9 protein-coding genes are annotated in these 16074 nt (G+C 69.0%); 3 read left to right on the top strand and 6 right to left on the bottom strand.

Annotated elements, in window-relative coordinates; genetic code table 11:
- Positions 1–4 precede the first annotated feature (4 nt).
- The 6 genes from JHW41_RS24520 to JHW41_RS24495 form a co-directional block, all read right to left on the bottom strand.
- The gene (locus tag JHW41_RS24520; RefSeq protein WP_250448163.1) at positions 5–2293 is read right to left on the bottom strand and encodes a TonB-dependent receptor; all 2289 of its coding nucleotides are present in this window, start codon (positions 2291–2293) and stop codon (positions 5–7) included.
- Between the two features lie 318 nt (positions 2294–2611).
- The gene (locus JHW41_RS24515) at positions 2612–6229 is read right to left on the bottom strand and encodes a peptidoglycan-binding protein (protein WP_250448160.1); all 3618 of its coding nucleotides are present in this window, start codon (positions 6227–6229) and stop codon (positions 2612–2614) included.
- 17 nt (positions 6230–6246) lie between these two features.
- Positions 6247–6651, bottom strand: a complete 405-nt coding sequence (locus JHW41_RS24510; RefSeq protein ID WP_250448158.1) for a hypothetical protein — start codon at positions 6649–6651, stop codon at positions 6247–6249.
- Positions 6652–7218: 567 nt separating this feature from the next.
- On the bottom strand, positions 7219–8112 hold the full coding sequence (locus tag JHW41_RS24505) for a LysR substrate-binding domain-containing protein (protein WP_057945867.1): 894 nt from the start codon (positions 8110–8112) through the stop codon (positions 7219–7221).
- A 187-nt stretch (positions 8113–8299) separates the two neighbouring features.
- On the bottom strand, positions 8300–10753 hold the full coding sequence (locus tag JHW41_RS24500) for a sodium:solute symporter (RefSeq protein ID WP_250448156.1): 2454 nt from the start codon (positions 10751–10753) through the stop codon (positions 8300–8302).
- Positions 10754–10916: 163 nt separating this feature from the next.
- Positions 10917–11771, bottom strand: coding sequence for an HpcH/HpaI aldolase/citrate lyase family protein (locus JHW41_RS24495; protein ID WP_057945868.1), 855 nt, complete (start codon positions 11769–11771; stop codon positions 10917–10919).
- A 409-nt stretch (positions 11772–12180) separates the two neighbouring features.
- Here JHW41_RS24495 and JHW41_RS24490 point away from each other — a divergent pair, with 409 nt between their 5' ends.
- From JHW41_RS24490 to oleD, 3 genes are all read left to right on the top strand, one after another.
- Positions 12181–13083, top strand: a complete 903-nt coding sequence (locus JHW41_RS24490) for an alpha/beta fold hydrolase (protein ID WP_057945869.1) — start codon at positions 12181–12183, stop codon at positions 13081–13083.
- A gap of 10 nt (positions 13084–13093) precedes the next feature.
- Complete coding sequence (gene oleC / locus JHW41_RS24485) at positions 13094–14755, top strand: olefin beta-lactone synthetase (protein WP_250448155.1); 1662 nt, start codon at positions 13094–13096, stop codon at positions 14753–14755.
- 217 nt (positions 14756–14972) lie between these two features.
- Positions 14973–15959 (top strand): 2-alkyl-3-oxoalkanoate reductase, encoded by a 987-nt coding sequence (oleD, locus tag JHW41_RS24480; RefSeq protein WP_250448153.1) that lies wholly within the window; start codon positions 14973–14975, stop codon positions 15957–15959.
- Positions 15960–16074 lie beyond the last annotated feature (115 nt).

The following is a 16074-nucleotide window of genomic DNA, read 5'->3' as shown; positions in this document are numbered from 1 at the left end:
GACCTCAGAACTTGAAGGTGTGGGTGAGCGAGATCGTGCGCCCGCGGCCGGCCCAGTAGTTCTGGAAGCCGCCCGGCGGTTGCGACCAGCTCAGGATGTACTGCTTGTCCAACAGGTTCTCGATGCCGAGCGAGAGCTTGCCGTAACGCTGGGTGTCGTAGTTGAAGCCCAGGTCGAACAGGGTGTAGCCCTTGGTGCTCTCGGTGAAGCTGAAGGCGCGGTTGTCGAAGGCGCGCACGTCGCTGCCGGACAGGTCGCGCGAGAACAGCGTGGTCGCGCCCAGGCTCACGTCGGCGTTGGGCAGGAAGTTCCAGGTCAGGGTCCAGGCGAGTTTGTCGGGGTTGATGTCGAGCACGCCCATCGGCTTGTTCAGCCCGCCGGCGCCGAAGCGGCCGGCGGCGTCGGCCGACCAGAACGAGGTCTTGCCGCGGGTGTGCGAATAGACCGCGCTGATCCGCCAGGCGTCGTTGAAGCGCCAGTCGCCGGACAGTTCGTAGCCCTTGATCCGCACCGGCGCGCGCAGCAGCACCAGGTCGTTGGTGATCGGGTCGATCGCCAGCGACTGGCCGTAGTCGGACTTGGAATCGTAATGCGAGGCGCTCAGCGAGCCGCGCTCGCCGCGCCAGTTGAAGCCGAATTCGGTGTTCTCGACCACGATGGCGTTGAGGTCGAGCAGGTCGCCGACGTTGATCGGCGGATCGTTCGGGCAGCCGTCGGTCTGCACGCTGCCGGCGTCGCCCGAGCATTGCACGTTGCGCAGCGGAATGCCGACGTTGGCCAGGGTGAAGCCTTCGCCGTAGGAGCCGAACACCGACCACTGCTCGTTGACGCGCCACACCGCGCCGAAGTTGGTCAGGTTCTCCTGGTAGTCCAGGGTGCCGCCGCCGACGTTGCGGCGGTCGCGGTACCAGGTGGTGGTGTAGTCGTCCACGCGCAGCTCGCCGTCCTCGCGGCGGATGCCGCCGGACAGGGTCACCGGGCCGATGTCCCAGGACAGCTGCATCCACGGCGCGCGGCTCTTGTAGTTCATCGGCGGCACCCACAGCCGGTCGGTCAGCGCCAGGCGCTGCTCGGCGGTGTCTTCGACCAGGTCCAGGCCGACGCGCAGTTCCAGCCCGTCGACCGCGAACAGCGACGGCCGCGCCCACGAGGTGCGCAGGCCTTTCTTGTCGGTGACGATTTCCGACTGGTCCCAGACCTGGCCGATCGGCCCCAGCCGCGGGTCCTGGCGGTCGATGGTGTTTTCCGGCAGGTAGCGCATCTGCTGGTCGGCCTTGTAGCCGTTCACGGTCAAGGTGCCGCCGAAGAAATCGCTGTTGGTGTAAGTGAGCTGGTACTGCTTGAAGTCGTTGATCGCGGCCTTGGAGCCGAAGATCGTGCCGCGCTCGGAGGTGTTGGTGCGGGTCTCGCCGCACAGCGCGCGCTCGTCGGGGCGGCAGCCCAGCACCTGGATATAGTTGGCCTTGCCTTCGATGTTGAAGTGGCTGACCGAGCCTTCGATGCGCTGGGTGCCGTCTTCGCCGAAGTCGTAGCCGGCCTTGAGGAACAGGTTGCGCGACTCGGTATCGGCCAGCGAGCCGCTGGTGTTCATGCCGATGCGGCGGCCGTCGCCGTCGTAGGTGATGCCGCGGTCCAGGAACGAGACGCTGGCGAGCATGTCGAAATTGCCGGCCTTGCGGGCGAAATTCAGGCCGAGCTTCCAGCCCGCGCTGTCGTCCTTGAACTGGGTGGTGTAGCGGCTGATCAGGGTGAACTCGTTGCCTTCCTTGGTCGGCGCGGCGGACAGGTAGTTGATGATGCCGCCGGCCGCGCCGATGCCCTCGGACGCGGACGGGCCGTTGATGACCTCGATCCGGCCGACGATGCCCATGTCGGTGAAGGTGCCGTTGCGGGTGCCTTCGCGCAGCGGCGAACCCTGCGGCACGCCGTCGAACAGGCGCAGAGCGACGCGGCCGCGCAGGTTCTCGCCGGTGTTGCTCATCGCCTGCGAGGACTCGGCATAGCCGGGCACGGTGCGCGCCAGCACCGCGGTCGCGTCCTCGGTCAGCACCAGGCTGCGCGCGAGTTCGGCCTTCGACACCAGGGTGATGGCGCCGGGAATCTTGTCCACCGCCTTGGGGCTGCGGGTGCCGGTGACCACGACGTTGTCGAGGTTGACCGCGGCGCGGCTGGCCTGCGCGGTTTCGGTCTCGGCCGGCGCGGCGGCCGCGTCCGCGTCCTGGGCGGCGGCGGTGCCGGCGGCGAAGGACAGCAGCAGCGCGCTGCCGATCGCGGCGGAAAGTGGCTTGAGCATGTTCGGTTCCGTCGTGGTGGTGCGAAGGCCGGCGCGCGCCGCGAGCGGCGTCGCGCATCGTTCCGGCGTTGGCCCGACGGCAGCGTGGCCGCGTCCTTGTGGCGACGTCCCCGACATCGCGCGATCCCCGGATGCTGGCGAGACTATGCGTTCGCCCGGAGGCATAGAACCGTTGCGCGCTATGTTCAGAGGCTAGGTTTTGTTGGGTGACGCGTCAGTTTTTCTTGTTGCGTTGCGGCAAAAACGACTTCCCGGTTCGCTGATCGCGAAGTAGGTAGATCATGTGCGGGAGTGCGGTCGTGTCCATTCCATATCCGGCTACCTTGACGGCCCGCGGCTCGGATCGTCTGGATTGCGTTGTGCCGCTTCCCGCGCCAGTTGCTGATTGAGCGTCTGCGCCTCGCGCACGGTCTCCTGCATCGCGGGCGGCGGTTCGGAGAGCGACGCCACGCCATAAAAGCCGGGAGTGGTCGCGCCGACCCATAGCTTGCCGTGGGCGACGCCCACCTGCGCGATGCTGTCCGCATCTTGGATTTTGTCGCGCTTGGCCGAGAGCATCGCCGCCGCCACGGTTTCATCCGAAACGTGGCCGGGCGCGCCCGCGCGAATCTTCGCGAACATCGCCTGATCGTTGGGCGACAACTGCGACAAGTCCATCGCCGAACCCGGCTGTGCCATGGTTGCCGCATCGTGCGTCGGTCGTTCGGGCGAAGCTGCCGCCGCCGGCTCCGGCAACGCGTCCCGCGCGGCGGGCACGGCGGATGCCGGGACGGCTCGATCCGGCGCGTCCGCTACGCGGGCGTCGTCCGGTGTGTCGCGTGCGTTGGGGCTGGGCGGGTCGTGCGCAGCCGGAGCGACAGCCCGGTCGTCGCGGAGCGGCGAAGTGGGCGCATCTTCCCGCGCCAGCGATGCCTCTTGGTCGGCCGCCGCGATGCGCTCCGGCGTCGCCGTGGGCGCGTCCTGACTGGCCGCCTTGCGCGACTCGATCCGCGCGTACTGCGCCGCCGACATCGCCTGCTGCGTCGAGGGGTCGGCGATGCCGGTGTCGGCCAGTCCCTGATCGCGCTGGAACTGGCGCACGGCCTGTTCGGTGGCGGCGTCGTACTGGCCGTTCTGCGGCAGGCGTTCCCCATTCCCATCGCGATAGCCGATGCGGTCCAGGCGGTATTGCAACAACTCCACGTCCTGCCCTCGGTCGCCAGGGCGGAGACGGTCATCTTCCAATTCCTGCGTAGTGCCGGCGACGGGTGGCGCCGCAACCTCGGGGGCGGGAGTTGGTGCTTCCGCCGTCTGTAGCGATGTCGCGTCCGGAACACGCGGTGCAGGCTCCATCGGGGAGATGACTTCCGGCGCAGGCGTCGCCGCCACGGGCGGGGCCGGCACGACCTCGGCACGGACCGCCTGTGCGGGCGGCGGCGCCTCTACCGACGCCGCTGCGCGCTCGGGTGCAGGTGCTGACACCGGTTCGACCTCGCGTCGAGTTTCCGGCATCGCCTCCGATGCCACGGCGCCAGGCGGCGATGGCGACGGCTCGCGAGGGCGCGGCGTATCTGTCGAGACGCCAGCAGGCAAGGCGGCGGCCTGTGACGCGACCGGCGACGATCGGACGGGGGACGATGCCTCGTCCGCGCGACGCAGCGCTTCGGGCCGCTCCAGCGGCGCCGCAGTGGCGTGCGCGACCGCCGCCGAGTTCGTCGGCTCGGGCGAAGTCGCCTTCGGCTGACTCGGCACCTCGGGCGCGCGCGGCGTCCGTTCCCGGTGCGCCTCGGCAGCGTTGACTACAATCTCCGGCTCGCGATCCTGGAACCGTGCGCCGGCCACCGCCCGCCGCGCCGAGTCCCGCACGTCGTCGCGCGACAGGCCCAACCGATTCGCCTCGCGCACGACCTGCTCCAACGCTTCGCGTTGCTGCGGCGACAGATTCGCGATCCGCAGTTCCGGCGCCTCCGGCGCGGTCGGCGGCGGCGAGCGCAAATCCAGCATCGCCATTTGCACGTCCAGCGAACTGGTTTCGGCATGGACCCGGTTCGCGCCGTCCGCGTCGCGGCCGATATGCTCAATCGGACTGTCGATGTCGTAGCCGCCGCGCGCGTTGCGTCCCAGGTGCAACGAAGTCGCCAGCGGCGCTACACCGTATTCCTGTTGCGTCCGTCGCACCGCTTCCAAGGCCGCTTCCAACTGTTCCGGTCGGGGATTGACGTTGTGGGTCTTGTACGTCGCCATCAAGTCCGCCCGCTCGATGTCTTCCAAGGTCGGCGGTTGCCATGCCGGGATCGCAGCCACTTGCTGCACATGCTGCGCCAACTGCGGTTGCAGCGCCGCGCGCGTGCTGTCGAGTTCCTGACGCAAGTTGCCGGCGGCGATAACGGACTCGCCGTTGCGCTGCCACTGCCCTTCCGCCGTGCGCTGGTACAGCCTTCCATCCGACGCGATCAACGAATCGTCACGCAGCGCCGAATCGATGGAGGGCGGCACCGCGCCGAACCGGTCCCAGCCTTCGCTCCGATGCACCATCTGATAGCGCGCGGCCATCGGCGCCGGGCCGTTGGCGATGTTCTCCTGGATCACTTGCTGCGAAACGCGATCCAACTCCGCCGCACGCTCGGGGCTGGCCGCATCGACCCGCATCATCGGCACGCCGGGCTGCTCGAAGCCGACGACGACCTTGCGGTCCCACGCTCCGGTTTGCGGATTGCGCTCCCAATCGGCGCGGCGCAGGCTCGCCGGGTCGCTGTCCGCCGCTGCGTGCGAGTACGGATTGCGGGGCGCTTCCAACTTCCCCATCGCCAGTTCCGTCGCCGAATTGCTGGCCCGGTAGCTCAGTTCGTTCGCTTTCTCCGGGCCGGCGGAAAACGCCTGCATCATCGGCTTGTTCTGGCCGTCGTCCAGCAGGTCGCCCAGGTCTTGACGCACCCATTGCCGGCCGTTGGATTCCCACTTCACGCCGTCACGGTCGGTCTGCTTGAAGGTCTGGTAGCTGTCCAGCACCGTCGCGACATGCTCGCCCACCTTCGCACCGGCCACGGCCGCGCCGCCGACCACGATGAAGCCGACCACACCGGGGCCGGTGGCCGCCGCCGTGGCGACCAAGCCGGCCGACGCGCCGCCGATCCAGCCGCCAACATTGCGTGCTGCGACATGATGGGCCTCGGACCGCGCAGCCGCCGGATTGTCCTGTCCCAAGCGATCTGCGACGCGGTGCGCGCCTAGCGCCACATCCACCCCGGTCGCCAGCAGGCCGCCGGAACGCAGCAACGCATGCCTGGGCGACTCGCCGATCAATAGCTCCGCCGAAGCGGAACCGCCTTGCCTTTTGGGACCACGCAAGGATGCCTCGTCCCCGGCCGGATCGATCGTGGGTGCGGCAGGCGAAGCGAGGGACGGATCGAACGAATTCAGACGCGGGCTGTCCTGAAAATCGGGCAGATTGCGGTAGCCGTCCAAGTGCTGTCGATACTCGGCGTGGGTAACGAAGCTGTCGCGGTGCGCCTGATCGAGCAGTTGCGCGGTGGTCCTGGTTAGCAGGCCCGGCATATCGCGTTGCAACTGACGTTGGATCTGCGGCGATGCGAAATGTCTGTCGTCCGACCAGATCGTGACGTTGCGGCCTTCAGCTTGCTCGCGGGCCGCGATCTCCAACAGGGAACGTTCCCCCGCGTTCTTGGACAACTTGTCGAATTCGTCAGGATCGATGGCAGACGCCAACTGCTGTTCCACCTCGGGAGCAGTGAGAATCGTGATGTCCCGGTCTGCCAGATACTGCCCAATCTCGATTCTGAGAGGGCCGTTCGCAATCTCGGTTTCCACGGTTTTGGAGACTGCGAGCTTGGAGCCGTTCGCCTCGACAGTTCGCCGATATGTATCAAGCAACTGAGGGCCGCCCGCGCGATAGGCATAGATCAAACTGCTTGTGTCGGCCAAAAAGTAACTCGCCACAGTTCGATCCTTTCTGGTCAGGTCGAGTCGGATTTGGCGTGATCTCGGAATTTCCCAAATAGACCAGTAATGTCAGACTCGTCCAGGCCTGGCATCCACTTCAATATCAAGCGCCGCACCGACCAAGCGAGTCGCGCCTCGATCTGATTGAATTCTTTTTCCTGCCATAAGAAATCAGCGTATTCTTCCGGGCTTTCTTTCTGGAAGTACTGCGCGAAGGCGGCTGCGTCCTCGGCTTTCCACACCCTTCGTCGGTCCCAATGCTCCCTGGCCGCCATGTAGTCGGACACGATGGATTCGTAGATAGCCTCATCGCTGGCGATTCTTTTCCCGGGGCCCGTAAGCACCCCAATAACCCTGGCTTTGAGCTTTTCATCTTCCAATGCGTTGATCTTGGCTAGCAGTTCAAGGCTGATGGTCATGGCGAAGCGTCCTTGAGGCTTGTTCGTTCAAAGATGAAATTTTTTGAAGGGAATGCGGCAAATGGCACAAGACAATTATTCTTCGTAAGGCATGCTTACATTCTCAGGCCAAGACCGTTTACTGGGGCTTGGTAGCTGTCCAGCACCTTCGCGACATGGGTAGGCCGCATGGGGCTGCCGACTGGCGAGCATATCCGCGACTATCGCGGCCCGCTTGCAGCTTTGATCGTTTTTTTCGCGAGCGTCAAGATGGAGCCTCGCAAACTGAGGCGATGTTCGAGCCAGGGGGCGCATGAGGGGACTCTTGCCTAGGGCAACGCCGAGTTCGGGACGTTGATCGTCCTGATGCACTCATTAAGTGCTATTTAAACGCGCATGTTAGGCATCGTTCTGCGTTTGTGTTGCACCAAGGCAGAACGCGCGCGACCTTCAATGTCGTCGTTGCGCGTTGGGTAATGCAGGTCGCGCCGTTTCTCGACCCCGAATGTAGAAACTGCGCGAGCTGCGGCCGCGGGCTCGCACGGTCGCGTCGTAAGCGCGATGTCGCGGACGCGGCTTGCGCCGCTGCTACAGGGGCTTCGGGCCGTTGCGTTGCTGCATGGCCTTGCGGCTTTCTTGCAGCAATACGGTGACCAGGCGCACGCGCACGCTCGAGCGCGACCAGACGATGCCGATGCAGCGCTTGGCCGAGGCGTCGGGCAAGGCGATGCGCGCGAGCTTGAGGCCTTCGGGCCAGGGTTGCGCCCAGTCGGGCACCAGCGACACGCCCAGGCCGCGGTCGACCATCACCGCGATGGCGTTGAGCGCGTTCAATTCGAAACGCTCGCGCGGGACGATGCGCTGCGCGCGCAGGTATTCCTCGGCTTGGCGGCCGCCCCACTGGTGGCGGTCGTAGCGGATCAGCGGCTGGGTGGCGAGCAGTTCGTGCGGGTCGCGGTCGGCCAGGTGCGCCGGCGCCAGCACGATCAGCGGCTCCTCGCGCAGCAGCTGCCACTCGCAGGTCTTGGGCAGCGGGAACGGCGCCTGCAGCACGATCGCCGCGTCGAGGTCGCCCTGTTCGACCGCGTGGTAGAGGTCGGCCGAATAGCCCGGCTTGATGAACACGTTGATCTGCGGAAAGGTTTCGACCATGCGCGCGAGCACGTCGGGCAGGATCCCAGCCAGCGCGGTCGGGCAGGCGCCCAGGCGCAGTTCGCCGGCGATTTCGCTTTCGGTGGCGACGCTGCGCAGGTCGGCGACGTTGCGCAGCAGTTCGCGCGTGCGCGGCAGAATCCGCGCGCCTTCCTCGGTGACGCTGACGGTGCGGCCGACGCGCGCGATCAGCGGCGCGCCGATCTCGCGCTCCAGGGTGCGGATCTGCTGCGCGACCGCGGCCGGGGTGATGCCGAGCACGCGCGCGGCGGCGGCCATCGAGCCTTGGTCGACGATGGTGACGAAGGTGTTGAGGAACTGGGTTTCCACGGCGGCTCGCGTTCGTTGTCGGGCAACGCTACCTCAGGTGGGTGGGGTGGGCTACGTCCATTGGTCATCTTTTTTTGGGGCTTCACCCCAACCCCGCCCAGGCCCGAACGCAGAGCGTTCGGTCGTTCGGCGTTGCGCGAGCGATGGCTCGCAAACGCAGCGCCTCACCCCGCAAGCGGGGAAGGGCTCAAAGCCGATCGCTGCTGGCTGTCCCTTCTCCCGCTTGCGGGAGCAGGGGCCCCGAAGGGGCGGATGAGCGCCGGTCGCGATAGATCGTCAGCCCGTCCAGCGACTGCGTCGGCGCCGGAAAGAACAGGCTCGCCACATACCCGATCGCGATGCACAGCGCGATCGAGATCGCCAGGTAGTAGTACGGATGCACCGCGCGCAAGGTCCAGATGCCCAGGGTCAGCACGATGCTCGCGCCGATCCCGATCGCCACGCCCTGCCAGTTGGCGCGGCGGGTGAACATGCCCAGGGTGTAGGCGCCGGCGAAACCGCCGCCGAGCAGGCCGGCCAGTTCGATCGACACGTCGAACAGCGAGTGGATGTCGAACTTCGACAGCAGCAGCGCCGCGCCGATGCCGATCAGGCCCACGACCACGGTCATCCACTCGGCGAAACGCACGCTCTGTTGCGGCGTGTGGCCCTTGTGCAGCTTCTCGTAGAAGTCCACCGAGATCAGCGTCGCCACCGAGTTCATGATCCCCGACAGCGTCGCCATCGCCGCGGCGAAGATGCCGGCGATGATGAGCCCGGTCACGCCGACCGGCAGTTCGGCGGCGATGAACATCGGAAACGTCGCGTCGATCGGCAGCAGCGGGTTCATGCGCTCGGGGTGTTCGCGGTAGTACACGAACATCGCCGTGCCGATGGTGTAGAACACGATGCCGCCGGGGATCATGATCGCCGCGAACGCCCAGATCGAACGCCCGGCTTCCTTGTCGGATTTGGTCGACAAGGTGCGCTGCATCAGCACCTGGTCCTTGGGGAAGGTCAGCACCACCTCGAACAGGACCAGGAACACGAAGCCCCACACGGTGGCCTTGGTCAGGTCGAAGCTGAAGTCGAAGGTGTGCATCTTGCCCTCGGCCATCGCCGTGGACCAGAACTGGCCGAAGCCGCCGCGCAGGCCCCAGATCATGAAGCCGATGGCGAAGATCGCGCCGCCCATCTTGACGATGACCTGGACGAAGTCGGTCCAGATCACCGCCTTCATCCCGCCCATCGCGGTGTAGACGATGGTGAAGCCGCCCATCAGCAGCACGCTCCAGAACACGCTGATGCCGGTGATGGTGGCGATCGCCAGCGCCGGCAGGAACAGGATCACGCTCATGCGGCTGCCGATCTGCACGAACACGCACAAGGCGCTGGCGAGCATGCGGATGGCCGGGTGGAAGCGGGTTTCCAGGTACGAGAACACCGACATCAGGTCGAGCCGGCGCAGCAGCGGCACCACCCAGATCGCCACGAACACCAGGCCGAACACGGCGATGATGTTGTTGGCCATGTACTGCCAGTTGGTTTCGAAGGCCTTGGCCGGAATGGCGATGAAGCTGATCGAGCTGGTGTTGGCCGCGTACAGGCTGATGCCGGCGGCCCAGAACGGGATGCTGCGGCCGCCGACGAAGAAGCTGTCGGTGTTGCCGCGCTTCTCGCGCAGGTAGAAGTACAGGCCGATGCCGATCATGCCGGCGAGGTAGACCACGATCACCACCCAGTCGAGCCAGTGCAGGCGCAGCTTGCTGGACTGGATCTGCGCGGCGGCGAACTGGACGCGGCCGGCGCCGTCGGCGCGCGCCCACGCCAGGCCGTCGGGCCAGGCGGCGGTGGCGAGCGCGTCGGCCGGCACCTGCGCGCCGGGCAGTTCGGCCCAGGCGGCGGTGATGGTCTGGTAGGTCATCAGCCGCGCCGGCGCGTGCGCGGTCGGTTGTACCGGCATCAGAAGGTGCGCCTGGCCGGTGGCGCGGCCGGCGCCGGCGGGAACCTGGCCGGGCACGCGGCCGGCGTCGCGCCAGGCCGGCTGACCCGGCGTCCAGCGCAGCAGGCGGTCGCCGCCGCCGGCGGGATCGGCGAGCACCAGGAACAGCGATTTGGTCTGCGACAGCAGGCTGCGCGGCGCGCCGGCTTCGGTCCAGGCCGGGGCCGCGGTCCACGCCGCGCGGTCGTCGGCGAGCGGGCGCTGATAAAGGCGCGGCGCGCCATCGGCGCCGAGGCCGGCGAGGTAGAAGGTGTCGGCCGTCCATGCCGCGGTGGCGTTGCGCACAGCTTCGGGCAAGGCCGGCAACGCCAGCGCTTGAAGTCGTTGCGTATCGGCCTGCAGGCGCGCGACCGCGCCGTCGGCGGACAGCGCGAACGCGCGGCTGCCGTCGCCGGCGATGCTGCGCGGCGCGGTCGCGGCGTCGCTGCGCAGCGCGCGCCATTGGCTCGCGCCCGGGTCCAGGCGCCAGGCGCCGTCGGCGGCAATGGCGATGGTGGCGCCGTCGAGCTGGGCCGCGCCGATCAGCGTTTCGGCCGGCAGCGCCGGCAGCGCGACGCTGCGCAGCGGCGTCAGCGGTTCGGCCTGCAGCGGCGCGGCCAGCGCCAGCAGCAAGGCCCACAGCGCCAGCGCGCACAGTCGCCGCGCGCGCGACGGCGCCACGGCTCCGGCGCCCGATGCTGCGACGACTGCGCGACGCGCCGCGGGCGCGCCTTGTTCCCCCACCACCGACTGCGACTGCTGCGACATCCGCTCCCGTCCCCTCACTGTTGCGCGGCGCGGCATGCGCCGCGCCAGGGTGCCGCGGCGCCCGCGCCGCGGCCGCTCACGGCCGTTCCGCGGTCGCGAGCAGGGCCTGCGCGCGCTTGAGGAACGGCCGGTCGATCATGCGCCCATCGACCACGAACACGCCGCGGCCGCCGTCGGCGGCGGTTTCGGCCGCGCTGACGATGCGGCGCGCGCGCGCGATCTCGTCGGCGCTGGCGGCGAAGGCGCGGTTGGCCAGCCCGACCTGGCGCGGGTGCAGGCAGGTCTTGCCGAGGAAGCCCAGGCGCTTGGCGACCAACGCTTCGTCGAAATAGCCGGCTTCGTCGTGCAGGTCGGCGTAGGCGCCGTCGAGCGCGAACACCCCGGCCTCGGCCGCGGCCATGCGCACCGCGAACAGCGCGGCGTGGACGTTGGCGCGGTCGTCGCGGGCGATGCCCTGGGCCTCGAACAGATCGGCCAGGCCGAGCTGCAGCCCGGCCACGCGCGGGTGCGCGCCGGCGATCGAGGCCGCGGCCCGCAGCGCGCGCGGGGTTTCGATGTTGACCAGCAGGCCGATCGGGCGGACCACGCCGTTGCGCGCCTCGGCGCGTTCCAGCGCCGCCACCGCCTCGTGCAGGGCATCGGCGGATTCGATCTTGGGCAGGTTGATCAGGTCGGCGCCCTCGCGCGCGACCGCGGCCAGGTCGGCGGCGAAGTGCTCGCTGGCGGGCGCGTTGACCCGCACGATCATCAGCTTGGACGAGGCCGCGACGGCGGACGAGGCCAGGAACGCGGCCACCGCCACCCGGGCGGCGGCCTTGCGCTCGGGCGCGACCGCGTCCTCCAGGTCGAAGGACAGGGCATCGGCGGCGCCGGCCAGGGCCTTGTCGAACAGCTCCGGCCGCGCGCCCGGGACGAACAGCTTGCTACGCATGCGCAGGAGGGACGCGGGAATTCATGGTCCGGCGAGTGTGCGGCAAGCGTTCGCGGGCATCGGCACAGGGGCGGCATGTTCAAACGATAGGTTTTGTTGCGAATGCCGGCGGATACGCGCGGTTGTCGTTGCTGGCGGCGCGAGGCCGAAGTCCCGCGGTCGCGGCTCGCGCCGCTCCTACAGCGGCTTCTGATCGTTTCGCGAGCGCCGGCGGGCCCGCATGGGCTTCCTGTAGGAGCGGCGCAAGCCGCGATCGCGAATCCGCGGCGTCCGGCGCGAGCGCGAAGCCCGCTCCCGCAGGGGCCGCGGCGCCTTCGGGCCGCAAAAATTCCCCATCCGGCCCCGGCACCCGATAATGGCGGCCTGTCCGCCAGGCCCGCCCGCGAGGCGCGCCGCCACCGAGTCCCCGATGACGTCCAGCTCCCGCTTCCCCGACTACCCGTTCCAGCCGCAGCGCTTCGAGGTCCGCCCGGGCATCGGCCTGAGCTACCTCGACCAGGGCCCGCGCGACGGCGAAGTCGTGGTGATGCTGCACGGCAACCCGTCGTGGAGCTATTACTGGCGCAAGCTGGTGCTGGGCCTGCACGACCGCTACCGCTGCATCGTCCCCGACCACGTCGGCATGGGCCTGTCCGACAAGCCCGGCGACGAGCGCTACGAGTACACCCTGCAGTCGCGCGTGGACGACGTCGAGGCGTTGCTCAAGCATCTGAACATCGACGGCCCGATGACCCTCGCCGTGCACGACTGGGGCGGCGGCATCGGCTTCGGCTGGGGCCTGAAGCATTCCGAGCAGATCAAGCGCCTGGTGATCACCAACACCGGCGCGTTCCCGCTGCCGGCGGCCAAGCCGCTGCCCAAGCGGCTGCGCCTGGGCCGCGATTCGTCCGTCGGCACCGGCCTGATCCGTGGCCTCAACGCCTTCGCCGGCGGCGCCGCGCGCCTGGGCGTGAGCAAGCCGATGCCGGCCGAGGTGCGCCGCGCCTATGTCGCGCCGTACGACTCGTGGGCCAACCGCATCGCCACCTCGCGTTTCGTCCAGGACATTCCGCTGGGCGAAGGCGACAAGGCCTGGCCGCTGGTGCAGGCGATGGGCCGCAAGCTGCCCGAATACGCCGACCGTCCGGCCTTCATCGGCTGGGGCCTCGGCGATTTCGTGTTCGACCACCACTTCCTCAAGGGCTTCACCGACGCGCTGCCGCGCGCCGAAGTGCACGCGTTCAAGGACGCCGGCCACTACGTGCTGGAAGACAAGGCCGACGAGCTGGTGCCGGCGGTGCGCGCCTTCCTCGACCGCCATCCGCTCGGCTGAGGCGCGCCCCATGGACGCCACCGACGCCGTGTGCAACATCGCCGCTTCGCTGCCGCGGCTGGCCGCGCAATCGCCGCAGCGCGTGGCCATGCGCTGCCCCGGCACGCGCGGGCCCGACGGGCTGGCGCGCTACGACGTCGAGCTGACCTACGCCGAACTGGACCGCCGCAGCGACGCCATCGCCGCCGGGCTCGGCCAGCGCGGCATCGTCCGCGGCACCCGCACCGCGGTGATGGTGCGGCCCTCGCCCGAGTTCTTCCTGCTGATGTTCGCCCTGTTCAAGGCCGGCGCGGTGCCGGTGCTGATCGACCCGGGCATCGACAAGCGCGCGCTGCGCCAATGCCTCGACGAAGCCGCGCCGGAGGCCTTCATCGGCATTCCGCTCGCGCACGTCGCCCGGGTCGTACTGGGCTGGGCGAAGTCGGCGCGCATCCGCATCACCACCGGCCAGCGCGCGCTGCTGGCCGACGACACCCTCGCACGCATCGAGCGCGCGGGCGAAGGCGCCGGTTCGCAGCTGGCCGATACCCGCGCCGAGGAAGTCGCGGCGATCGTGTTCACCAGCGGCTCGACCGGCGTGCCCAAGGGCGTGGTGTTCCGCCATCGCCATTTCGTCGCCCAGATCGAGATGATGGGCGAGGCCTTCGGCATCGCGCCCGGCGGCGTGGACTTGCCGACGTTCCCGCCGTTCGCCTTGTTCGATCCGGCGCTGGGCCTGACCTCGGTGATCCCGGACATGGACCCGACCCGTCCGGCGCAGGCCGATCCGCGCAAGCTGCACGACGCGCTGCGCCGGTTCGGCTGCGACCAATTGTTCGGTTCGCCGGCCTTGATGAAGGTGCTGGCCGACCACGGCCAGCCGTTGCCGACGCTGCGCCGGGTCACCTCGGCCGGCGCGCCGGTGCCGCCGGACACGGTGGCCAAGCTGCGCGAGCTGATGCACGAGGACGCCCAGTTCTGGACCCCGTACGGCGCCACCGAATGCCTGCCGGTGGCGGTGATCGAAGGCCGCGAACTGCAATCCACGCGCGCGGCCACCGAGGCCGGCGCCGGCACCTGCGTCGGCCGCGCGGTGGCGCGCAACGACGTGCGCATCATCCGCGTCGACGACGCCGCGATCGAACACTGGTCGGACGAACTGCTGGTCGCGGCCGGCACCGTCGGCGAGATCACCGTGGCCGGGCCGACCGCGACCGATGCGTATTTCAACCGCGACCACATGACCCGGCTGGCCAAGATCCGCGAGACCACGGGCGAGGGCGGGCGCATCGTGCACCGCATGGGCGACGTCGGTTACCTCGACGAACACGGCCGGCTGTGGTTCTGCGGGCGCAAGAGCCACCGGGTCGAGACCGCGACCGGGCCGCTGTACACCGAACAGGTCGAACCGGTGTTCAACACCCACCCCAAGGTGCGCCGCAGCGCCCTGGTCGGCACCGGCGAGAAAGGCGCGCAGCGGCCGCTGCTGTGGGTGGAACTGCACCAGCCGCGCATCGGCAACCGCGAGCGCGAGCGCATCCTCGACGAACTGCGCGAGATCGGCGCGGCGCACGCGCACACCGCCGGCATCGAGCGGTTCCGCTTCCATCCGGGCTTTCCGGTCGACATCCGCCACAACGCCAAGATCGGCCGCGAGAAACTGACGCTGCAGGCGCGCGCGATCGGCGATTGAGGTCCAGGGCACCGGCTCTTGTGAGAGGGCCTTCAGGCCCGACGCTTTTGTCTCAGATCGCAGCGACCTGAAAGAGAAGCATCGGGCCTGAAGGCCCTCCCACAGTCACTTCGGCCGCATCGGCCCTTGCCGCTGCCCTGCCACAGTCGCCCAGCCGACACTTCGCGCGCGCCGCAAGGCCTATCATCTGCTTCCACATGCACGGACCCCCAACGCGATGAAGATCCTCGTTACCGGCGGCGGCGGTTTCCTCGGCCAGGCGCTGTGCCGCGGCCTGGTCGCGCGCGGCCATGAGGTGGTCAGCTTCAACCGCGGCCACTACCCCGCGCTGGAGCCGCTCGGGGTGACCCAGATCCAGGGCGACCTCGCCGACCGCGACGCGGTCATCGCCGCCGCGCGAGGCTGCGGCGCGATCTTCCACAACGCCGCCAAGGCCGGCGCCTGGGGCAGCTACGAGAGCTACCACCAGGCCAACGTGGTCGGCACCCACAACGTGCTGGCCGCTTGCCAGGCGCACGCCATCGGCCAGCTGGTCTACACCTCCACGCCCAGCGTCACCCACCGCGCGACCCATCCGGTCGAAGGCGGCAGCGCCGAGACCGTGCCCTACGGCGAAGGCTTCAAGGCCGCCTACGCCACCACCAAGACCATCGCCGAAAAGGCCGTGCTCGCGGCGAACTCGCCGCAACTGGCGACCGTCGCGCTGCGCCCGCGCCTGATCTGGGGCGTCGGCGACAACCAGTTGCTGCCGCGGCTGGTCCAGCGCGCCAACGCCGGCCGCCTGCGCTTCGTCGGCACCGGCGAGAACCGCATCGACACCACCTACATCGACAACGCCGCGCAGGCCCACTTCGACGCCTTCGACCACCTGGCGCCGGGCGCGGCCTGCGCCGGCAAGGCCTACTTCATCAGCAACGGCGACCCGCGCACCGTGCGCGAGACCCTCAACGGCCTGCTCGGCGCGGTCGGCGCGCCGACCGTGGACAAGACCCTGCCGTTCCGCGCTGCCTACGTCGTCGGCGCGATCTGCGAAGGCCTGTGGACGGTCCTGCCGCTCAAGGGCGAACCGCCGATGACCCGGTTCCTGGCCGAACAGCTCTCGACCACCCACTGGTACGACATGGGCCCGGCCCGGCGCGATTTCGGCTACGTGCCGCGGGTGAGCTTCGACGAGGGCCTGGCGCGGATCAAGGCGGCGCAATAGCCGCCCGAAGCCCCCTGTAGGAGCGGCGCCCCTGCAAGGGGCCCAGGCGGGATTCGCGCGCGTCCGGACGGACCCCCGCCACCGCCGCCACACCGCGACCGCCGACCGCACCGCG

Origin of the sequence: Lysobacter enzymogenes, assembly GCF_023617245.1 — a bacterium.
GTDB lineage: Bacteria > Pseudomonadota > Gammaproteobacteria > Xanthomonadales > Xanthomonadaceae > Lysobacter > Lysobacter yananisis.
Note: the sequence above shows the minus strand (reverse complement) of the source record. Positions and strands in the feature narration are given on the sequence as shown.